The 20,117-nt window shown below is 72.4% G+C and carries 15 protein-coding genes and 1 pseudogene; 12 read left to right on the forward strand and 4 right to left on the reverse strand.

Going from position 1 to position 20,117, the window contains the following annotated elements:
- Positions 1-13 precede the first annotated feature (13 nt).
- From ACH4E8_RS07870 to ACH4E8_RS07880, 3 genes are all read left to right on the forward strand, one after another.
- The gene (locus ACH4E8_RS07870) at positions 14-1,762 is read left to right on the forward strand and encodes an amidohydrolase family protein (RefSeq protein ID WP_398445423.1); all 1,749 of its coding nucleotides are present in this window, start codon (positions 14-16) and stop codon (positions 1,760-1,762) included.
- The gene (locus tag ACH4E8_RS07875; protein ID WP_398445425.1) at positions 1,759-3,222 is read left to right on the forward strand and encodes an aldehyde dehydrogenase family protein; all 1,464 of its coding nucleotides are present in this window, start codon (positions 1,759-1,761) and stop codon (positions 3,220-3,222) included. Before ACH4E8_RS07870 ends, ACH4E8_RS07875 begins: the two co-directional genes overlap by 4 nt.
- A 249-nt stretch (positions 3,223-3,471) precedes the next feature.
- Positions 3,472-5,034 (forward strand): APC family permease, encoded by a 1,563-nt coding sequence (locus tag ACH4E8_RS07880; protein ID WP_398445427.1) that lies wholly within the window; start codon positions 3,472-3,474, stop codon positions 5,032-5,034.
- Between the two features lie 67 nt (positions 5,035-5,101).
- On the opposite strand, the gene ACH4E8_RS07885 is transcribed toward ACH4E8_RS07880, so the two are convergent.
- Together ACH4E8_RS07885 and ACH4E8_RS07890 are read right to left on the reverse strand one after the other, a co-directional pair.
- The gene (locus ACH4E8_RS07885) at positions 5,102-6,583 is read right to left on the reverse strand and encodes a DHA2 family efflux MFS transporter permease subunit (RefSeq protein ID WP_398445429.1); all 1,482 of its coding nucleotides are present in this window, start codon (positions 6,581-6,583) and stop codon (positions 5,102-5,104) included.
- A 123-nt stretch (positions 6,584-6,706) separates the two neighbouring features.
- The gene (locus ACH4E8_RS07890) at positions 6,707-7,186 is read right to left on the reverse strand and encodes a MarR family winged helix-turn-helix transcriptional regulator (protein WP_398445431.1); all 480 of its coding nucleotides are present in this window, start codon (positions 7,184-7,186) and stop codon (positions 6,707-6,709) included.
- 157 nt (positions 7,187-7,343) lie between these two features.
- Here ACH4E8_RS07890 and ACH4E8_RS07895 point away from each other — a divergent pair, with 157 nt between their 5' ends.
- Positions 7,344-7,937 (forward strand): TetR/AcrR family transcriptional regulator, encoded by a 594-nt coding sequence (locus ACH4E8_RS07895; RefSeq protein WP_398445432.1) that lies wholly within the window; start codon positions 7,344-7,346, stop codon positions 7,935-7,937.
- Positions 7,938-7,973: 36 nt separating this feature from the next.
- On the forward strand, positions 7,974-8,366 hold the full coding sequence (locus tag ACH4E8_RS07900) for a glyoxalase (RefSeq protein ID WP_398445434.1): 393 nt from the start codon (positions 7,974-7,976) through the stop codon (positions 8,364-8,366).
- 302 nt (positions 8,367-8,668) lie between these two features.
- Here the strand turns inward: ACH4E8_RS07900 and ACH4E8_RS07905 are convergent, their stop codons facing one another.
- The gene (locus ACH4E8_RS07905) at positions 8,669-10,183 is read right to left on the reverse strand and encodes a CehA/McbA family metallohydrolase (RefSeq protein ID WP_398445436.1); all 1,515 of its coding nucleotides are present in this window, start codon (positions 10,181-10,183) and stop codon (positions 8,669-8,671) included.
- A 64-nt stretch (positions 10,184-10,247) separates the two neighbouring features.
- Here ACH4E8_RS07905 and ACH4E8_RS07910 point away from each other — a divergent pair, with 64 nt between their 5' ends.
- The 6 genes from ACH4E8_RS07910 (at position 10,248) to ACH4E8_RS07935 (ending at position 18,611) form a co-directional block, all read left to right on the forward strand.
- Positions 10,248-10,769, forward strand: coding sequence for an NUDIX hydrolase (locus ACH4E8_RS07910; protein WP_398445438.1), 522 nt, complete (start codon positions 10,248-10,250; stop codon positions 10,767-10,769).
- Positions 10,770-10,955: 186 nt separating this feature from the next.
- Complete coding sequence (locus ACH4E8_RS07915; RefSeq protein ID WP_398445439.1) at positions 10,956-11,792, forward strand: LLM class F420-dependent oxidoreductase; 837 nt, start codon at positions 10,956-10,958, stop codon at positions 11,790-11,792.
- Positions 11,793-11,981: 189 nt separating this feature from the next.
- Positions 11,982-13,268: a GNAT family N-acetyltransferase gene (locus tag ACH4E8_RS07920; RefSeq protein WP_398445441.1), complete on the forward strand. Its 1,287-nt coding sequence runs from the start codon at positions 11,982-11,984 to the stop codon at positions 13,266-13,268.
- Between the two features lie 222 nt (positions 13,269-13,490).
- Positions 13,491-14,396, forward strand: coding sequence for a proline iminopeptidase-family hydrolase (locus ACH4E8_RS07925; RefSeq protein WP_398445445.1), 906 nt, complete (start codon positions 13,491-13,493; stop codon positions 14,394-14,396).
- A 42-nt stretch (positions 14,397-14,438) separates the two neighbouring features.
- Positions 14,439-15,926, forward strand: a complete 1,488-nt coding sequence (locus ACH4E8_RS07930; RefSeq protein ID WP_398445447.1) for an MFS transporter — start codon at positions 14,439-14,441, stop codon at positions 15,924-15,926.
- A gap of 84 nt (positions 15,927-16,010) precedes the next feature.
- Positions 16,011-18,611: a bifunctional FO biosynthesis protein CofGH gene (locus tag ACH4E8_RS07935; RefSeq protein WP_398445449.1), complete on the forward strand. Its 2,601-nt coding sequence runs from the start codon at positions 16,011-16,013 to the stop codon at positions 18,609-18,611.
- Between the two features lie 90 nt (positions 18,612-18,701).
- Here ACH4E8_RS07935 and ACH4E8_RS07940 read toward each other — a convergent pair.
- Positions 18,702-19,235 (reverse strand): annotated as a pseudogene (locus ACH4E8_RS07940) (hypothetical protein); the annotation flags it as partial.
- On the opposite strand from ACH4E8_RS07940, the gene ACH4E8_RS07945 reads away from it, so the two are divergent.
- Complete coding sequence (locus ACH4E8_RS07945) at positions 19,203-19,742, forward strand: GNAT family N-acetyltransferase (protein WP_398445451.1); 540 nt, start codon at positions 19,203-19,205, stop codon at positions 19,740-19,742. The pseudogene ACH4E8_RS07940 and the gene ACH4E8_RS07945 sit on opposite strands and share 33 nt — an antisense overlap.
- Positions 19,743-20,117: the final 375 nt, after the last annotated feature.

Raw genomic sequence — 20,117 nt, forward strand, 5'->3', positions numbered from 1 at the left:
AGGAGGCACCGCCGTGCTCGACCACCTCATCCGGTCCGCCACCGTCGTCGACGGCACGGGAGCGCCGGCGCACGTCGCCGACGTCGGGCTGCGGGACGGCAGGATCGCCGTCGTCGCGGCGCCGGGGACCGTCGACGAGGCGGCCAGGACCGAGGAGGACGCCACCGGGCTCGTCCTCGCGCCCGGCTTCGTCGACCCGCACACGCACTACGACGCGCAGCTCTTCTGGGACCCGTACGCCACCCCCTCGCTCAACCACGGCGTGACCACGGTCGCCGGCGGCAACTGCGGCTTCACCCTCGCGCCGCTCAACCCGGACCGGCCCGAGGACGCCGACTACACGCGGCGGATGATGGCCCGGGTCGAGGGGATGGCGCTGGTCGCGCTGGAGGAGGGCGCGCCCTGGAACTGGCACACCTTCGGCGAGTACCTGGACGCCCTGGAGGGCCGGATCGCGGTGAACGCGGGCTTCATGGTGGGGCACTGCGCGCTGCGCCGGCACGTGATGGGCGCCGACGCGGTCGGCGGCCGGGCGACGGACGAGCAACTCGCGCGGATGGTGGAGCTGCTGCACGACGCGATGGCCGCGGGCGCCTGGGGCCTGTCCACCACCCAGTCGTCCACCCACTCCGACGGCGACGGGCAGCCGGTCGCCTCCCGGCACGCCGCGCCGGAGGAGCTGTTGGCGCTCTCCCGGGCGGTCGCGGAGCACGAGGGGACGCAGTTGGAGGCGATCGTCGCCGGGTGCCTGGACCGGTTCAGCGACGCGGAGATCGACCTGTTCGTCGCGATGACGGCGGCGGCCGGGCGCCCGCTGAACTGGAACGTGCTCACGATCGACGCGGCCGTGCCCGAGCGGGTGCCGCGGCAACTGCTGGCCAGCGAGCGGGCGCGGGCGGCCGGCGGGCGGATCGTCGCGCTGACGATGCCGATCCTCACTCCCATGAACATGTCGCTGGGCACCTTCTGCGCGCTCAACCTGATCCCGGGGTGGGGCGAGGTGCTGGCGCTGCCGGTCGAGGAGCGGATCGCGAAGCTGCGCGACCCCGAGGTGCGGGCGGAGATGCTGCGGCGCGCGGAGTCCAAGGAGGCGGGCGTCTTCCGGCGGCTGGCGAACTTCGGGCGGTACGTCATCGGGGACACCTACGCCGAGGAGAACGAGGGCCTCGGCGGGCGGGTCGTCGGCGACATCGCGGCCGAGCGCGGCCAGGACCCCTTCCACTGCCTGGTGGAGATCTGCGCCAACGACGGGCTGCGGACGGTGCTGTGGCCGATGCCGACGGACAACGACCCGGCGTCGTGGGAGCTGCGGCGACGCACCTGGGAGCACGAGGACGTGCTGCTCGGCGGCTCGGACGCGGGCGCCCACCTGGACCGGATGTGCGGGGCGCCGTACACCACCCGGTTCATCGGGGACTGTCTGCGCGGACGGAAGCTGGTGTCGCTGGAGGCGGCGGTGAAGATGCTCACCGACGACCCGGCGCGGCTGTTCGGGCTGCGCGGGCGCGGACGGGTGGCCGAGGGGTACCACGCGGACCTGGTGCTCTTCGACCCGGAGCGGATCGACGCCGGGCCGGCGCGGCTGGTGCACGACCTGCCGGGGGACAGCCCGCGGCTGGACGCCCAGGCGCTGGGGGTGGTGTCCGTGCGGGTGAACGGGGTGGAGGCGATCCGGGACGACCGGGTGACGGGCGCGGTGCCGGGCGTGGTGCTGCGCTCGGGCCGGGACACGGAGACGGTCGACACCAGGGTCTCGGCGTGACCGCCCCCGACGAGCCGCGGCTGTTCGTCGGCGGCGAGTGGGTCGAGCCCGACGACGGGCACTACGAGGTCGTCGACCCGGCGACCGAGACCGTCGTCGGCCTCGCGCCGGAAGCCGGCCGGGACCAGGTGCACGCCGCGGCAGCGGCGGCGCGCGAGGCGTTCGGCCCTTGGTCGCGCACCGCGCCCGAGGAGCGCGCCCGGATCCTCGCCGCCGCGGCCGACGTCATCGAGCGGGACGCCGCCGCCCACGCCGACGTGGCCCGCCGGGAGAGCGGGGCGACGACGGCGACCGCGCGCGGGATGCAGGTCGCGGTGGCCGCCGCGCGCTTCCGCCGGTACGCGAGGGGCGCACTGGAACCCGTCGAGCAGGCGCTGCCGCCGCAGGTGACGGCGGCCGGACCGTTCGGCAGGGCGGGGGTCGTCGGCGCGGTCGCGGTGCGCCGGCCGGTGGGCGTGGTCACCTGCATCACCTCGTACAACAACCCCTGGGCGAACGCGGCGGGGAAGGTCGCGCCGGCGCTGGCGATGGGCAACGCGGTCGTGGTGAAGCCGGCGCCGCAGGATCCGCTGTCGGTCTTCCGGATGGCGCGGGCGCTGGCCGAGGCCGGGGTGCCGCCGGGCGTGGTGAACGTGGTGACCGGTTCCGGGCCGGAGGCGGGGCGGGCCGCGGTCGACTCGCCGGACGTCGACATGGTCAGCTTCACCGGCTCGACGGCGGTGGGGCGGGCGATCGCCGAGGTCTGCGGGCGCGGGATGAAGCGCCAGCTCATGGAGTTGGGCGGCAAGGGCGCGGCGCTGGTCTTCGACGACGCCGACCCGGCCGCGGCGGTCGCCGGGATCGGGACGACGTACTCCTTCTACAGCGGGCAGATCTGCACCGCACCGACGCGGGTCATCGCGCAGCGCGGGATCTACGAGCACCTGGTGGCGGGCCTCGCCGCGTACGCGGGCCGGCTGACGGTGGGCGATCCGGCCGCGCGGGGCACCGTGGTGGGGCCGGTGATCTCGGCCGCGCACCGCGACCGGGTGGAGTCGTACGTGGCGCTCGGCCGGGCGGAGGGGGCCCGGCTGGTCGTCGGCGGCGAGCGGCCCGACCTCGGCAAGGGCTTCTACGTGGCGCCGACGCTCTTCGCGGAGTGCACCGGCGGGATGCGGGTGGTGCGGGAGGAGATCTTCGGGCCGGTGGTCGTGGTGCTGCCCTTCGACACGGAGGAGGAGGGGATCGCGCTCGCCAACGACAGCGAGTACGGCCTCATCGACTACGTGTGGTCGGGGGACGTGGCGCGGGCGTTCCGGGTCGCGGGCGAGCTGCGGGCCGGCGGGGTGGGGATCAACACGGTCGGCCGGCACATGGAGGCCCCGTTCGGCGGGTTCAAGCAGAGCGGGGTGGGGCGGGACGTGGGCTCGTACGCCCTGCACGCGTACGGCGAGACGCAGGCGCTGGTGTGGCCCGGATGACGCCCGTGGCTCCCGGGCCGGCGGGTGTTCGCTGTCGGCTCACCGGAAAATTTCAAAAGGGGTAAAGCGGGCAGCGCTGCGGTTATCGTACGTCGTAAATTCGGCGTCACGCCTTCCAAGGTGGGAGCACGTTCCGGAGTAGATCTTTCATGTGCAGGAAATCATCCGTACTCGCCACCGAAAGGCAGGGTTCGATATTCGGACGCCTGGGCTCCGGATGTGGAAACCGCAGCATTTAACGTCCTGTTCATGACTCAGCTGGAAGCCCGGCCGCAGGCCGGAGACACGGTGCGGGGCGCCGCCCCCGGCAAGGGCGGTGGCGTGCGCGGCAAAGGGCTCGGCGGGAACTCCGTCGGGCTGACGGGCAGCGCCGTCATCGGCATTTCGACCGTCGCCCCGGTCTACTGCCTGACCTCCACCCTCGGCTCCACCGCCGGGGAAGTCGGGCTCCAGATGCCCGCGATCTTCCTGGCCGGCTTCCTCCCGATGCTGCTGGTCGCCTTCGCGTACCGGGAGCTCAACCGGGTCATGCCCGACTGCGGCACCTCCTTCACCTGGACGGTGAAGGCGTTCGGGCCGCGGGTCGGCTGGATGTGCGGCTGGGGCCTGGTGGTCGCCACGATCATCGTGCTCTCCAACCTCGCCGGCGTCGCCACGTCCTTCTTCTGGCTGCTCGCGGGCGAGGTCACCGGCAGCGAGTCGGTGGCCGCGCTCGACGACAACAAGGCCGTGCACATCGGCACCGTGCTGGTGCTGATCGCGATCGCCACCGCGATCAGCTACCGCGGCATGACGGCGACCAAGGGCGTGCAGTACGCCCTGGTCGGCCTCCAGCTCCTGGTCCTCGGCGTCTTCATAGCGATGGCGCTGTCCAAGGCGGGCTCGTTCGAGACCTCGCTCTCCTTCTCCGGCGAGTGGCTGAACCCCTTCGCCGTCGAGTCCTTCGCCGCCTTCACCGCCGGCCTGTCGCTGTCGATCTTCATGTACTGGGGCTGGGACGCCAGCCTCAGCGCCAACGAGGAGACCACCGGCAGCGGCAAGACCCCCGGCCGGGCCGCGCTGATCGCCATGGTCGTGCTGGTCGCCTCGTACCTGATGACCGGCGTCGCCGCGCAGATGGCCGTCGGCTCCGGCGAGACGGGCCTCGGCCTGGCGAACCCGGACACCTCCGACAACGTCTTCGCCGCCCTCGCCGGCCCGGTCATGGGCCCCGGCCTCGGCGTGCTGCTCTTCGTCGCGGTCCTCGCGTCCGCCGCCGCGAGCCTCCAGACCACCTTCATCCCGGTCGCCCGCACGGTGCTCGCGATGTCCACGTACGAGGCGCTGCCGCCGTCCTTCGCCCGGGTCAACCCGCGCTTCAAGACCCCCGGCAAGGCCACGGTCGTCGCCGGCATCGCCACCGGCGCCTTCTACACCGTCATGACGCTGGTCAGCGAGAACGTCCTGATCGACACGATCTACGCGCTCGGCCTCATGATCTGCTTCTACTACTCCCTCACGGCCTTCGCCTGCGCCTGGTACTTCCGCGCCGAGATCTTCCGCTCCGGCCGGGACTTCGTCTTCAAGGGCCTGGCCCCGGTCGTCGGCGGGCTGCTGCTCGCGGCGGTCTTCGGCAAGACGCTGTACGACATGTGGGACCCGGCGTACGGCAGCGGCTCCACGGTCGCCGGCGTCGGCTCGGTCTTCATCATCGGCGTCGGGCTGCTGGCGCTCGGCCTGGTGATCATGTTGGTGATGCGTCGGGTGAGCCCGGCGTTCTTCCGCGGCGAGGTGCTCAAGCGGGACACCCCGTCCCTGATCATCGCGGACTGAGTCCGGTCGTACGACGTGGGTGGGGGCGGCCGGTGATCACCGGCCGCCCCCACCCACGTGGTGCTCGTCAGCGCGCCGCGGGCTTCCGCAGCAGGAACAGGGCCGCGAGGAACGCCGCCACCAGCAGGCCCGCTCCGACGGTGAACGCGAGCTGGTAGCCGCTGGTCAGCGCTTCGGCGCCGGAGCTGCCGCGTTCCAGGGCGCCCTCGGTGCGCCCGGCGGCCAGGGTGCTGAGCACCGCGACGCCGAGGGCGCCGCCGAGCTGCTGGGTGGTGTTGAACAGCCCCGATGCGAGGCCCGCGTCCTCCGCCGGCACCCCGCTCATCCCCAGCGAGGTCAGCGCCGGCATCGCCAGGCCGGCACCGGCCGCCAGCAGCATCACCGGCAGCAGGTCGACCACGTAGTTCGCGTCGCTGGCCGGGACGCGTATCAGCAGTCCGAGGACGCCGACCAGCAGGGCCAGACCGGTCAGCAGCACGGCCCGCTCCCCGAAGCGGGCGATCAGCCGCGCCGAGCCGCCGAGCGCGGTGACGCCGATGATCACGGCCGCGGGCAGCATCGCGAGCCCCGTCTCCAGCGCCCCGTAGCCGAGGACCTTCTGCAGGTAGAGCGCGACCAGCGTCTGGAAGGAGAACAGCGCGGCCACCATCAGCATCTGTACGACGTTGGCGCCCGTGAGGCTGCGGGAGCGCACGATCCGCGGCGGCACCAGCGGCGAGCGGGCCTTGGTCTGGCGTACGACGAAGGCGGCGACCAGGGCGACGGAGAGCGCACCGAGGCCGAGGGTGTGCGCGGAGGCCCAGCCCGACTGCTCCGCCTTGACGACGGCGTAGATGCCGAGGGTCAGCCCGAAGGTGACCAGGCCGGCGCCCAGCCAGTCGGCGCCGGCCTTCAGGCCGCGCCCGCGGTCGGCGGGGAGCAGCGGCAGCGCGAGGGCGAGCACGGCGAGGCCGATCGGCAGGTTGATGGTGAAGATCCACCGCCAGTCGAGGGCGTCGGTGAGCACCCCGCCGAGCACCTGGCCGATGGAGGCGCCGGCGGCGCCGGTGAAGCTGAAGACGCCGATGGCCTTCGCGCGCTCGCGCGGTTCGGTGAAGAGCGTGATCAGGATGCCGAGCCCGACGGCGGACGCCATGGCGCTGCCGACTCCTTGGAGGAAGCGGGCGGCGATCAGCACGCCGGGGGAGGCGGCGACGCCGGCGAGCAGGGAAGCGGCGGTGAAGACGCCGATGCCGGCCAGGAACATCTTCTTGCGGCCGACGAGGTCCCCGAGGCGGCCGGCGAGGAGCAGCAGGGCGCCGAAGGGGATCAGGTACGCGTTGATGACCCAGCTCAGGCCGGCCGGGGAGAAGCCGAGGTCGCTCTGCATGGCGGGCATCGCGACGGTGACGATGCTGCCGTCGAGGATCAGCATCAGGGTGGCGCTGGCGATCACGGCGAGGGCGGCCCAGCGGGAGCGGGCCGCGGGCGGCTGCGTCTGCTGCGAGGGCTTCGCTTGTGCGGGCGGGGCGGTGGGTGCGGGTTCCGTGGCGACCGAGGTCGGTGACATGGGTTCTCTCCCGTCAATCCGTGGGGCAGTCCGTGGAGGCGACAAGAGAGACCGTAGCAGATAGTTCCGTTGCAGACTATCTATCTCGGATGTTTTTAGTTGTGGGGCGGAGGGGGCGGGATGTCAGCGCTGGCGGGCCCGGCGGGCGGGTGCGGCTTCCGTCGCGGTGGACAGGTGGCCCGTGGCCAGCGCGTTCAGCGCCTCCAGCAGCGTCGAGCGGTCGCCCTCGGTCAGTGTCGCCAGGGCGTCGCGGTGCACCGCGTCCACGATCTGCTGGCTCCGCTCCGCCGTGCGGGCGCCCTCCTCCGTGACCGCGATGATCCGTGCGCGCCGGTCGGTGGGCGACGGTCGCCGTTCCGCGAGCCCCGCCCGCTCCAGTGCGTCGACCGTGACCACCATCGTGGTCTTGTCCATGTCGCCGATCTCGGCGAGCTGCGCCTGGGTCCGCTCCTCCTCCAGGGCGTGCACCAGAACGCAGTGCATGCGGGCGGTGAGTCCGATCTCGGCCAGTGCCGCGGCCATCTGGGTGCGCAGTACGTGGCTGGTGTGGTCGAGGAGGTGGGAGAGGTCCGGCTCGTTGCGTCGGGGTGCGAGGGAGGTCATGGGTCCAGGGTAGGCGAGGAGGTTCACTTGCGGATTATCTGCAACCAGACATTCTGGTTCGACGGTTCTGGCGCCCCTTGGCGAGCTGGCAAGTCACTCCATCTATAGTGCTCTAGTTGGAGTGGTATAACTCTCGGGCTTTCAAGGAGTGGTCGTCATGGTGAGAAGGAACGACGAACGGCGCGCCGCGCTCGTCGACGCCGCGATCGAGGTGCTGGCCCGGGAGGGCGCCCGCGGGCTGACCTTCCGCGCCGTGGACACCGAGGCGGCCGTCCCGAACGGCACCGCGTCCAACTACTTCGCCAACCGCGACGACCTGCTCAACCAGGCCGGCGCCCGGGTCTACGAACGCCTCCAGCCCGACGAGGAGACCGTCGCCCCGCTGGTCGCCGCCGGGCACGACCGGGCCGCGTACGTCGAGCTGATGCGTGAGGTCGTCGGCCGCGTCGCCGGCTTCCGCACCGGCTACCTCGCCTTCCTGGAACTCCGCCTGGAGGCCACCCGCCGCCCCGAACTGCGCAGGCTGCTCACCGAACGCGTCCGCGCCGACGTCGACGCCAACGTCTCGTACCACGAGGCGTCCGGACTCCCCGGCGACGCGATGGCCGTCAAGCTGTTGATGCTCACGTTCAACTGGCTGATCGTCGAACAGCTCACCCTGCCGGACCTCTACTCGGAGGCCGAGCGGGAGGCGTTCGTACAGGTCGCGGTCGAACGCCTGGTGGTGGGCGGGCCGACCTCGCTATCTTGATGTCAAGATTCTTGGTGGGGGAGGCAGGGAGAAGGCATGACTGAAGGAGCGCTCGGATACGCCTTGGGTGGGCTGCACCACGTACAACTCGCGATCCCCGCGGGCGCGGAAGACCGCTGCCGCGAGTTCTGGGTGGGCGTACTCGGCATGACGGAAGTCGAGAAGCCGCCCGCGCTGAGAGCCCGCGGAGGGTGCTGGTTCCGGGGTGGCGGCCTGGAGGTCCACCTGGGTGTGGAAGAGGACTTCCACCCGAGCAGGAAGGCGCATCCGGGCATCCTCGTGACCTCGATCCACGCGCTCGCCCAGCGCCTGGAGGTCAACGGAGCCGACGTCACCTGGGACGACGACTTCCCCGGGTACGCCCGCTTCCACACGTTCGACAAACTGGGCAACCGCCTGGAATTCCTCGAACCCGTTCCCGCCGACTGACCTCATCCAGGCCAGCCGTCGTGCCCCTTGGGCAAAGGACGGCGGCGGCGACACAGGGGCGCTGGGCCCCTGCTCCCCTGGGCACAGGGGGAGGAGTTGCACGAGAAGCCACCCACGGTCCACAGAGATCAACCCTCCCGCAGGGGGAACGGTGGGGTCCTGGGGGGCGCGGGGAACTGCGCGAACAGCCTGCCGCCGAGTCGCAGACGCCATCACCGCGCACTTGTCACGGCGCCAACGCGCCTGCTCGGACAACGGGGAGGGGAGGGCCGGCCGGGGCAGACCCCGGCCGGCCGGGGTCTCTAACGGTCCCCGAGGAAAATCGGGTTGGTGAACGCGGCCAGAGTGCCCAGGGAGCCCTGGGCCGTCGGCGGGTGGCGCACCTCCGCGCGGACGTACGCCGCGACCCGCGCCGACGTGCGCCACTCCACCACCCCCGCCCCCGACGCCGGCAGCAGCGCCGAGTGCGCCGTGCCCTGGTCGGTGACGAAGCGGACGGTGCAGCCCGCCGCCCCGGACGCGGCCAGCCGCACCGTCACCGGCGCGCCCGGCTCCGTACGCAGCCGCTCGCCGATCCCGGCCCGTGCGCCGCGCCCGTCCGAAGCGCCGAAGTCCAGCGTGACGGACCGGGACTCGGCGACGTAACTGCGCCCGGCCCGCAGCCCGTCGAGCACCGCGGCACGGGTCAGGTCGTCCGCGAGCACCACGGTCTGCGGGGTGCCGACCGGGTCCGGGTCGCGGTGCGCGTCGCTGCCGCCCATCGCCGGGACCCAGCGCCCGCGCGCCAGCTCCGCGTCCCACGCCTGGAGCGCGACCTCGTCGTCCGGCCCGTAAGCGCCGTTCCACACCTCCACCGCGTCCGCGTCGGCGAACCCGTGCTTCCAGGCGCATCCCAGGCAACCGGCGTACGGGTGCGCGGGTACGACGAGCCCGCCGGCGCGCCGGATCTGCCGGGCGAAGCGGCCGAAGTGCCCGTCCCGGGCCCGGTAGCGCCAGTCGACGAACGTCCCCGGGTCGGTGCCGACCGCCAGCGCGTGGCCGGTGCGCGTGGTGACCTCCTCGCCCAGCAGGACGAGCAGGTCGTCGCCGGCCGCTTCGGCCCAGTGGGCGTGCGCCGCGTGGGTGTTGTGCTCGGAGCTGTTGACGAAGTCCAGGCCGGCCGCACGGGCCAGCGCGGCGATCTCGCCGGGGGTGCGGCGGCCGTCGGAGTGCCAGGAGTGCAGATGGCAGTCGCCGCGGTACCAGGCCCGGCCGCGCCCCCTGGCCCGCTCGGGCGGGTACGTCGGCCGCGGCGCGGGCGCGCCGGGCGCGCCGTACCGCAGCGTGACCGTCACCTCGTACGCCAGGCCCTGCGGCGCGATCGTGTACGGGCCGAGGGCGACGTGCCAGGTCCCGGGGCGGACCGGGCCGGGGAGGTACCCCGGCGTCGCCGCGTCGCTGCGGACGAAGAACTCCTGTCGCGCCCCGCCCGACCAGCCGCGGAAGCCCTCGCCGCCGAGTGCGGTGCCGCGCTCGTCGAAGAGCCCGATGTCGAGGGCGTTGCCGAGGGTGCCGGCGGGGACGGCGGGGCGTTCGTACGCGTACGAGACGTGGATCTCGCGCACCCCGCGCCCCACCTCGAACGGCAGGTAGACGTAGTCGGGGGAGCCGGGCGGCAGGGTGCCGCGGATGACCCTCGTCCGCTGCTCCATGGCGCCGTCCGTGCCGTCGGCGTGCGCGGAACCCACGCTTCCCACGGTAGCCGCGGCGGCGGCGCCCGCAACGAGGAGCCCGCGCCGCGCGGGCCCGGCCGCGCCGTCCCTGCTGATGCTCGTCATGCACCGCATCCTGGCCGGCTCCGGTGAACGGGGGCCGCCGCGCGTGCTCTGAGAGGGTGAGCGGATGCGAAAGCCCCGGATACCCAGGCAGGCCGCGCGCGTCGCGGTGGTGGACCCGACCGGTTCGGTCTTCATGTTCCGCTACGACAACGAGGAGGTCGGCGTCCACTGGGCGATGCCCGGCGGCGGGCTGGACCCGGGCGAGTCGCCGCTTCAGGGCGCGCTGCGGGAGGTCCGGGAGGAGACCGGCTGGACGGACGTCGAGGTCGACGGGACCGTGCTGTGCCTGTGGGAGCACGACTTCACCCGGGCGGGCGTCCCGGTGCGCCAGCACGAGCACGTCTTCCTGGCGTACGGCCCGCGGCGCGATCCGATCGGCGAACTCGCCGCGGCCCACGCCGCCGATGACATCCTGAGCTGGCGCTGGTGGTCCCCGCAGGAGCTGGCCGGCGACACGGAACCGCTGTGGCCGCCGCAGTTGCCCCGACTCCTCGAAGGCGTACGGCGCAACGGCCCACCGGCGACACCGATCGATCTCGGTCATGTCGCCGCCGCCGACGCCGACTATCAAGCCCCGTTCCGGTGATCACGCGCCGATGCGGAAGAAGGGTCGGGCGGGGCGCGGTTGTGGAGTCTTGCGGCCCGTACGGCTAGGAACAGGTCGCCAGTTGGGCTTCGGCGCCGACTCCAGCTCCGACTTCGACTCCAGCTCTGACTTCTGCTTCAGCTCTGACTTCTGCTTCTGCTTCGGCTTCGACGAGGAAGGTTTGGGATGCGCATTTCAGCGACCCTCATGGTGACCGACGAGACGATCGCCCCCGCACGTCTGGCGCGGGAGTTGGAGGAACGCGGCTTCGACGGGCTGTACCTGCCCGAGCACACCCACATCCCCGTCGAGCGCGCCACCCCCTTCCCGTACGTCCCCGACGGAGACCTGCCCACCGGCTACGGCCGCACCCTCGACCCCTTCGTCGGACTGGCCCAGGCCGCGGCGGTGACCTCCCGGATCAGCCTCGGCACCGGGGTGCTGCTGCTCGCCCAGCACGACCCGATCACCGTGGCCAAGCAGGTCGCCACCCTGGACCACCTCTCCGGCGGCCGGTTCACCCTCGGCATCGGCTTCGGCTGGAACAAGGAGGAGGCCGTCGACCACGGCGTCGACTGGGCCCGCCGCCGGGAGGTCGTCCTCGACCAGATGCGGGTGATGCGGGCGCTGTGGGCGGCCGAACCGACCTCGTACGAAGGCGAGTTCCACTCGGTGAGCGCGTCCTTCGCCTTCCCCAAGCCGGTGCGCGGCACCTCGCCGCGCACCCTGGTCGGCGGCGGTGCGGGCCCCAAGCTCTTCGCGCACGTCGCCGAGTACGCGGACGGCTGGATGCCCATCGGCGTCGATCTGAAGCAGGCCCTGCCCGAGCTCCGCGCGGTCTGGGAGGAGGCGGGCCGGTCGTCGGATGAGCTGGAGGTGATGCCGTACTCGGTGCAGCCGACGCCCGAGAAGATGGCGCACTACGAAGAAGTGGGCGCCCAGGAGGTCGTCTTCATGCTGCCGTCGGCGGACGAGGACCAGGTGCTGCGCGCGCTCGACGACTTGGCGCGCTACCTGCCGTAGCGCTGCAAGGATCCGGGCGCGTCCGGCTCCGAGCGCGGCCGGGTCGGGGCACGGACAGCGGGTCGGGGCGCGTCCGGCTCCGAGCGCGGCCGGGTCGGGGCACGGACAGCGGGTCGGGGCGCGTCCGGGTCGGGGCGCGGCCGGGAAATGCCGTCGCGCCCCCGACCGCGGACCGGCTACACAAGTCCGATGCCTGATGACCCGCATCTCCTGCGCCCCGTCACCGACGAAGAGTTCCCCGCCTGGGCCCGCCTCATCGGCGACACCTGCGGCAGCGACTACACCGACGAGAAGCTCGACCGACTGCGCCCGCTGGTGGAACTGGACCGGACGATCGGCGCGTTCGACACGTCCGACACGTTCGGTGCGTCCGGCGCGTTCGCGGCGGGCAGGCCCGTCGGGGGCACCGCCGCGTATTCGCGCGTGATGACCGTGCCCGGGGGCTCGCTGCCCGTCGCCGGCGTCACCTGGGTCGGGGTGGCGGCCACCCACCGCCGACGCGGCCTGCTCACCGCGATGATGCGCCGGCAGCTCACCGAGGTGTACGAGGGCGGCGGCGAGTCGATCGCCGCGCTGCGCCCCTCCGAGGCCGCGATCTACGGGCGGTACGGGTACGGCCCGGCGACCCGCGGCGCGCGGCTGAGGTGCGCGAAGAAGGAGTTGCGCTTCCTGCCCGGCACCGACTTCGGCACCGGCCGCGTCCTGCTCCTGCCGCCCGACGAGGCCCGGCCGCTGATCGAGGAGGCGTACGAGCGCGCCCGCGTCCGCACTCCCGGCTGGCCCGATCGCGCGGCCCGCTTCTGGGACTTCCGGCTGCTCGACGAGCCGGGCGAACGCGGCGGCGGCACGGCCCTGCGGTACGCGGTGCACCACGAGCCCGACGGGACGGTGACGGGGTACGCGCTCTACCGGTTCGCGTCGGACGAGGAGGTCCGGGTCGAAGAGCTCGCCGCGACCTCCCGACAGGCGTACGCCGCGCTGTGGCGCTACCTCGCCGGGATCGACCTGGTGTCGACGATCACGTACGAAGGCGCGGTGGACGAGACGCTGCCGCATCTGCTCGTCGACCCGCGGGCGGTGGAGTCGAGCGAAGTGGACCGGCTGTGGGTGCGTCTGGTGGACGTCCGACGGGCGCTGGCGGGGCGACGGTACGCCGTGCCGGCGGGCACGGAACTGGACGTGGTCCTGGACGTGGCGGACGACTTCTGCCCCTGGAACACCGGGCGTTACCGGCTGCGGGCGGACGGGGACGACGTGAGCTGCGAGCGCCTGGCCGGGGGCGCTGGCGCTGCGGACCTGAGCTTGACCGCCGCCGAACTGGGCGCCGCCTTCCTCGGTGGGTCGACCCTCGCCGCGCTCGCCGCCGCCGGCCGCGTGACGGAACTGCGGCCCGGGGCCCTGGCCCGTACGTCCGCGGCGTTCAAGGGAGAACGGGAGCCCCACTACCCCTGCGGCACGGCGTTCCCCGCGTACTGACGTGTGCTGAAAGGGGCGCGCAGACCGTTGCCCCCGGGCGCTTTCGGCGGAATTCACCTGTCGGAAGCGGTAAGGCAAGTCAAGTCTTACTTCTCCGGGACCTCTTCCCTACCGTGAAGTTCGAGAGGAGCGTGAAATGCAGCAGCAGAAGGTGAGCTGGAAAACCCTCCCATTCCCTCGGTGTGGGAATGTGCGCGAAGCGCCGCGCGGCCGGTGCTGGCGGTGAGGCCGCCCCGCGTCACGGAAGGCCGGATCGCGGTGCCGGGCGGCGCCGTCTGGTACCGCAGGGCGGGCGGCGGCGGAGTGCCGCTGCTCCTCGTCCACGGCGGGCCCGGCTATCCGAGCGACCCGCTCTTCGAGGCGTTCGAACCGCTCGCCGGGGAGCGCGAGGTCATCTGGTACGACCAACTCGGCGTGGGTCGTTCGGACCCGGTCCACGACACCTCGCTGCTGACCGTGGACCGCTTCCTCGACGAACTCGGTGCGGTGCAAGAAGCGCTCGGCCTGGAACGGCCGCACGTGTACGGCCACTCCTGGGGAGCGATGCTCGGCCTCCAGTACGCGGCGGAACGCGCACCGCGGTGGACCAGCCTCGTCTGCGCCAGCGGGCTGGCGAGCGTGCCGCGCTTCCAGACCGAGGTCCGGGCCCTGCTGGCGGCGCTCCCGGGCGACGTGCTGGACCGCACGTACGGGCGCGAACTGCGGGGCGAGACGGCTGACCCCGACTACCTCGTCGCCCAGGACGAGTACCTGCGGGCGTGCGTCCTGCGCACGTCCTCGGCCCGACTCGCGCCGGAGCTGATGGACGGGACGACGTTCCGGACGATGGTCGGGCAGGCCGACTACCACGTGACCGGAAACCTCAAGGATTGGGACGTCTTCGACCGGCTGGAGCGCATCCGCGTCCCCACGCTCGTGCTCGGCGGGGAATTCGACGAATGCACCCCCGCGCACCTCGCCGACATCGCCGCCCGCATTCCCGACGCCGAGCACGTGACGCAGCCGGGGGCGGCGCACATGGGATATCTGGAGGCGGAACCGTTGCGTCGCCAATACGTCGACATCGTCCGCGACTTCCTGAAACGCGTCGAAGGCCGCCCGCCGTCCGCCGCCCGCGCAGGACGGTAATTGGCTGGTCGCCACGGGGCCCGGACGGGCACTGTGAAGGCCATGCCCGACAGTCGAAGCCCCTGGCGCGTCCCCGACTTCCGCATTCTGTACACCTCGCTGATCTTCAGTCATTTCGCGAGCAATGTCGGAATCGTTGCGATCCCGCTGGTGGCGGTCGTCGCGCTCGACGCCGGGCCGGGGGCGGTGGGGCTGCTCACCACCCTCGGCACGGGCGCGTTCCTGCTGATCGGACTTCCCGCGGGAGCGTGGGTGGACCGGCTCGACAAGCGGCGGGTGCTGATCTGGGCGGACTTCGCGCGGACCGCGATGTTCCTGTCCGTACCGCTCGCCTGGGCGCTGGACGGGCTCACGCTCGCCCATCTGTACGCGGTGACGCTGCTGACCGGCTGCGCCGCGGTCTTCTTCGACGTCGGCTCACAGAGCGTGCTGCCGGGCATCCTCAACACGGGTCAACTGACCAGGGCGAACGCCTCGGTGATCAGCTTGCAGGCGGCGGGGCAGGTCGCCGGGCGGGGCGCGGGCGGACTGGCGATCCAGGCGCTCTCCGCGCCGATCGCGGTGGTGGCGATGGGGGTGCTGTACCTGGGGTCGGCGCTGCGGCTGCTCGGCATGCGGGCGGAGTCGGGCCCGACGAAGAAGGCGCGGGCGGGGGCGGAGGCGGAGCCGGGGGCAGCGGGGGCGGACCCGGGGGAGGTCGCCCGTCCCAAGCTCTCCGCCGAGATCAGGGAAGGGCTGCGACACGTCCTCGGGACCCGGGAACTGCGGGTCCTCGTGCTCGCCGGCGTCCTCACCAACCTCGGCATCCAGTTCGTGAACACGCTGCTCCCGGTGCTCTTCACCCGGCACCTGGGCCTGTCGGCCGGCGTCCTCGGGCTGTACTGGTCGGTGTCCGGCATCGGGATCTTCCTCGGGGCGCGCTGCGCCCGCCCGTTGGCTGAGCGGTTCGGGCTCGGGCGCACCGTCGTCGGGATGGGGACGTGCCTGGCGCCCGCCGCGCTCGTCGTGCCGTTCGTCGACCGCGGGGCGTGGCTGTGGATCGCGATGGCGGGGTGGTTCCTCGTCATGACCCGGCTCGGCTGCGACAACGTGCTCGTCGTCACCCTGCGCCAACACCTCACGCCGCCTGAGCTGCTCGGCCGCATGAACGCCACGTTCCGCTTCCTGCTGTACGGGTCGATCGCCGTGGGGTCCCTGCTGGCGGGCCTCGTCGGGCAGTACGCCGGGATCCGGACGTCGATGTGGGTGGGCGCGGTGTGCGTGGCGCTGGTGGCGGTGCCGGCGACCGTCGGCCTGCGGAACGGGCCGTGGTGGCGCGGGATGCCGGGCAAGGAGCCGTCCCGACCGGCCGTGCCCGAACCGGATCCGGTGGCGCTCGGAACGGGCCCGGTCGTGCCCGAACCGGATCCGGCGGTGCTCGGAACGGGCCCGGTGGCTTCCGAACCGGATCCGGTGGCGCCTGAGTCCACGGCTGCTTCGGCGGACCCTCGCCCGGGCTCCGGAGGGGCTACCACCGGCTCGCGGGATTAAACCGGCGGGGGACACGTTGTCGACTACATGCCCTCTTCACGACCAGGAAACGGAAACCCGTTCTCGCGCTCGTATGCTCGAAACATGACAGCTGACCAGGGACGAACCGCTGCTGAGCGCCCCACTGCGAATGCGATGCGCCGCGCTCTGAAGCGAGCCCGCGACGGAGTCGCCCTCGACGTCACCGAGGCGGCCGTGTTGCTCCAGGCGCGCGGCGAGGACCTGGAGGACCTGTGCGCGTCCGCGTCCCGGGTGCGGGACGCGGGCCTCGAAGCCGCCGGCCGCCCGGGCGTGATCACGTACTCGAAGAGCGTCTTCATCCCCCTGACCCGCCTGTGTCGGGACAAGTGTCACTACTGCACCTTCGTCACCGTCCCCGGCAAGCTCCGCCGCGCCGGCCACGGGATGTTCATGTCCCCCGACGAGGTGCTGGAGATCGCCCGCCGGGGCGCGGAGCTGGGCTGCAAGGAAGCCCTCATCACCCTGGGCGACAAGCCGGAGGACCGCTGGCCCGAGGCCCGGGAGTGGCTGGAGGCCGAGGGGTACGACTCCACCATCGCGTACGTCCGCGCGATCTCCATCCGCATCCTTGAGGAGACGGGCCTGCTGCCCCACCTCAATCCCGGAGTGATGAGCTGGACGGACTTCCAGCGGCTCAAGCCCGTCGCCCCCTCCATGGGCATGATGCTGGAGACCACCGCGACCCGGCTGTGGAGCGAGCCCGGCGGCCCGCACCACGGCTCGCCGGACAAGGAGCCCGCCGTCCGGCTGCGGGTGCTGGAGGACGCGGGCCGCAGCTCCGTGCCGTTCACCAGCGGCCTGCTGATCGGCATCGGCGAGACGTACGAGGAGCGCGCCGACTCGCTGTTCGCGCTGCGCCGCATCTCCCGGACGTACCACGGCATCCAGGAACTCATCCTGCAGAACTTCCGGGCGAAGCCCGACACCGCCATGCGCGGCATGCCGGACGCCGAGTTGGACGAGCTGGTGGCCACGGTCGCCGTCGCCCGGCATCTCCTCGGCCCCTCCGCCTGCCTCCAGGCCCCGCCGAATCTGGTCGACGGCGAGTTCGCCCGCCTCATCGCCGCCGGCATCGACGACTGGGGCGGCGTCTCCCCGCTCACCCCCGACCACGTCAACCCCGAGCGCCCCTGGCCCCAGATCGACGCCCTCGCGGAGCACTCCGCCGCGGCCGGCTTCCGTCTCGCCGAGCGCCTCTGCGTCTACCCCGAGTTCGTCCAGCGCGGCGAGCCCTGGCTCGACCCCCGACTGCTGCCGCACGTGCGCGCCCTCGCCGACCCGGACACCGGTCTCGCCGCCCCCGGCGCGATGCCGGTGGGCCTGCCCTGGCAGGAGCCCGACGAGTCCTTCACCGCCGCCTCTTCCGGCCGCACCGACCTGCACCGCACCATCGACACCGAAGGCCGCACCACCGACCGCCGGGACGACTTCGACGTGGTCTACGGGGACTGGGAGGCGCTGCGCGAGGCCGCGGTGCCCGGCATGGCCCCCGAGCGCATCGACACCGACGTCCGCGCCGCCCTGCGCACCGCCGCCGACGACCCCACCAAGCTCACCGACGACGAGGCCCTTGCCCTGCTGCACGCGGACGGCCCCGCCCTCGACGCGCTCACCCGCATCGCCGACGAACTGCGCGCCGACGTCGTCGGCGACGACGTCACCTACATCGTCACCCGCAACATCAACTTCACCAACGTCTGCTACACCGGCTGCCGCTTCTGCGCCTTCGCCCAGCGCCGCACCGACGCCGACGCCTACACCCTCTCCCTCGACCAGGTCGCCGACCGGGCCGCCCAGGCGTGGGACGTCGGCGCGGTCGAGGTCTGCATGCAGGGCGGCATCCACCCCGACCTGCCCGGCACGGCGTACTTCGACATCGCCCGCGCCGTGAAGGAACGCGTCCCCGGCATGCACGTGCACGCCTTCTCCCCGATGGAGGTCGTCAACGGCGCGACGCGCACCGGCATGTCCATCCGGGACTGGCTGACCGCCGCGAAGGAAGCGGGACTCGACTCCGTCCCCGGCACCGCCGCGGAGATCCTGGACGACGAGGTCCGCTGGATCCTCACCAAGGGCAAGCTCCCCGCCGCCACCTGGATCGAGGTCATCACCACCGCGCACCAGCTCGGCATCCGCTCCTCCTCCACGATGATGTACGGCCACGTCGACCAACCCCGCCACTGGCTGGGCCATCTGCGCACCCTGGCCCGCATCCAGCAGGAGACCGGCGGCTTCACCGAGTTCGTCACCCTCCCCTTCATCCACACCAACGCCCCCGTCTACCTCGCCGGCATCGCCCGCCCCGGCCCCACCATTCGGGACAACCGCGCGGTCACCGCCATGGCCCGACTGTTGCTCCACCCCCACATCACCAACATCCAGACGAGCTGGGTGAAGCTCGGTGCGGAGGGCGCCGCGGAAATGCTCCGCTCCGGCGCGAACGACCTCGGCGGCACCCTGATGGAGGAGACCATCTCCCGCATGGCGGGCTCCCGCTACGGCTCCTACCGCTCCATCAAGGACCTGATCTCCATCGCGGACCTCGCGGGCCGCCCCGCGAAGCCCCGGACGACGCTCTACGGCGACGTCCCCGAGGAGCGCCAGCTCAAGGCCCAGTCGTCGGACGGCCACCTGCCGGCGCTGTTGCCGCTGGTGACGGAGTGAGGGGTGACAGGTGACGGAGCGAGCGGGTGCGGAGGTGACGGGGTGACGGAGCAAGGGAGGGAGTGACGGGGCGAGGGCCGTCGGGGGCCGGGTGAAGACGCGCTCCGCGGTGTTCGCCACGGCGCGGTGGATGCCGCCGGCGGTCCGGTAGCCGGCGACGGTCAGGGTGCGGCCGTGGCGCTGCTGCCACGTGGCGCGCAGCGCGTGCGCCAACTGCGGCAGCCGCCCCGCCTCGTACCCGGGCCGCTCGCCCTGCTGCCCGCTCCCTACGTCGGCGCCGGGCGTCGGCACGCCGAGGTTCCGCAGCAGGACCTCGACCAACCCCGGCTCGATCCGCAACCCGACCGCCTCGGCCGGGAACGCGATCGCCGCCCGCAGCTCCGCCTCGGTCATGGGCCCGAGCAGGACCTGCCGGGCCTGTGACGCCGCCCGCAGCCAAGGGTGGTCGACGCACGTGGTGCAGAAGTCCGAGCGCAGCCGCCTGAGTGCCTGCGCGGAAACGGACGGGGCACGTTGCGTGCGTTGCTCGGAGCTGTCTGCTGCCGGAGGAAACCCAGTGGCCTCTGCGCACCATCTGGGTAGAGTCGGGCGATGCCCGAGTTGCAGCGGCTGCATGCCGGCCATGCCCCGGCGGTCCTGGCCTTGGAACGGGAGAACCGCGCCTACTTCGCTGCCTCGGTCCCCGACCGTGGCGACGACTTCTTCGACCGGTTCACCGGCCGGTACGACGCATTGCTGGCCGAGCAGGAGGCCGGCATCTGCGCCTTCCACGCGCTCGTCGCCGAGGACGGCTCGGTGATCGGCAGGTTCAACCTGGTCGACATCGAAGACCACGCTGCGGAACTCGGCTACCGGGTCGCGCAGCACGTCGCCGGCCGGGGCGTGGCGACCGCAACCGTCCGGGAGCTCTGCCACCTGGCGGCGGACCGGTACCGGTTGCGCACACTGCGGGCGGCCACCGTCCACCAGAACGTCGCATCCCAAAAGGTGCTGACCAAAGCCGGGTTCGCCCCCACCGGCCCTGCCGACCCGGCCCACCTCGGCGGTGAGCCAGGTACCTGGTACCAGCGCGATCTGGTGCACCCGACTTCGCCGGGGGACCGGCTGCGGGAACGCCACGGCCACCGCTGAAGGCGCCCCGCTACGACGACTGGGCCGTCATCGACCTGGCCGCCCTCCCCACCCGTCAGCACCAGTCGCGCTCCAGCGCCCGTTCGTCCCGCTCGTCGTCGGGCCGATTCACGACGCAGTCCACTGGCCCAGATGGTCCGACTGGCGACGCAGCCAACATGCTCGGTCCCGCGCCAGCCATTTACCGGTGACAGGCCGCAGCCCGGACATGGAGCTCACGACCCACAGCCGGCGTATTAGGGGCACGTGCTCTTGTGTCAGCCGTTCCGTGGTGGTATGGATTTCGGATTTTTCTGTGAGGAATTTCCCCTCATGTTTGGCATCGTGGAACTCCGCTGCGTTAGCCTCGCCCGGTGTCGGTCACTTTTTGGCTCG

It is taken from the genome of Streptomyces sp. NPDC017979 (genome assembly GCF_044328175.1).
Classification (GTDB): Bacteria; Actinomycetota; Actinomycetes; order Streptomycetales; family Streptomycetaceae; genus Streptomyces.

What these genes read in the sequence shown, in the direction of transcription:
- ACH4E8_RS07880 (WP_398445427.1), top strand. Translation starts at nt 3,472, where the DNA reads ATGACTCAGCTGGAAGCCCGGCCGCAGGCCGGAGACACGGTGCGGGGC.
- ACH4E8_RS07885 (WP_398445429.1), bottom strand. Translation starts at nt 6,583, where the DNA reads ATGTCACCGACCTCGGTCGCCACGGAACCCGCACCCACCGCCCCGCCC.
- ACH4E8_RS07890 (WP_398445431.1), bottom strand. Translation starts at nt 7,186, where the DNA reads ATGACCTCCCTCGCACCCCGACGCAACGAGCCGGACCTCTCCCACCTC.
- ACH4E8_RS07895 (WP_398445432.1), top strand. Translation starts at nt 7,344, where the DNA reads ATGGTGAGAAGGAACGACGAACGGCGCGCCGCGCTCGTCGACGCCGCG.
- ACH4E8_RS07900 (WP_398445434.1), top strand. Translation starts at nt 7,974, where the DNA reads ATGACTGAAGGAGCGCTCGGATACGCCTTGGGTGGGCTGCACCACGTA.
- ACH4E8_RS07905 (WP_398445436.1), bottom strand. Translation starts at nt 10,183, where the DNA reads ATGACGAGCATCAGCAGGGACGGCGCGGCCGGGCCCGCGCGGCGCGGG.
- ACH4E8_RS07910 (WP_398445438.1), top strand. Translation starts at nt 10,248, where the DNA reads ATGCGAAAGCCCCGGATACCCAGGCAGGCCGCGCGCGTCGCGGTGGTG.
- ACH4E8_RS07915 (WP_398445439.1), top strand. Translation starts at nt 10,956, where the DNA reads ATGCGCATTTCAGCGACCCTCATGGTGACCGACGAGACGATCGCCCCC.
- ACH4E8_RS07920 (WP_398445441.1), top strand. Translation starts at nt 11,982, where the DNA reads ATGCCTGATGACCCGCATCTCCTGCGCCCCGTCACCGACGAAGAGTTC.
- ACH4E8_RS07930 (WP_398445447.1), top strand. Translation starts at nt 14,439, where the DNA reads ATGCCCGACAGTCGAAGCCCCTGGCGCGTCCCCGACTTCCGCATTCTG.
- ACH4E8_RS07935 (WP_398445449.1), top strand. Translation starts at nt 16,011, where the DNA reads ATGACAGCTGACCAGGGACGAACCGCTGCTGAGCGCCCCACTGCGAAT.
- ACH4E8_RS07945 (WP_398445451.1), top strand. Translation starts at nt 19,203, where the DNA reads ATGCCCGAGTTGCAGCGGCTGCATGCCGGCCATGCCCCGGCGGTCCTG.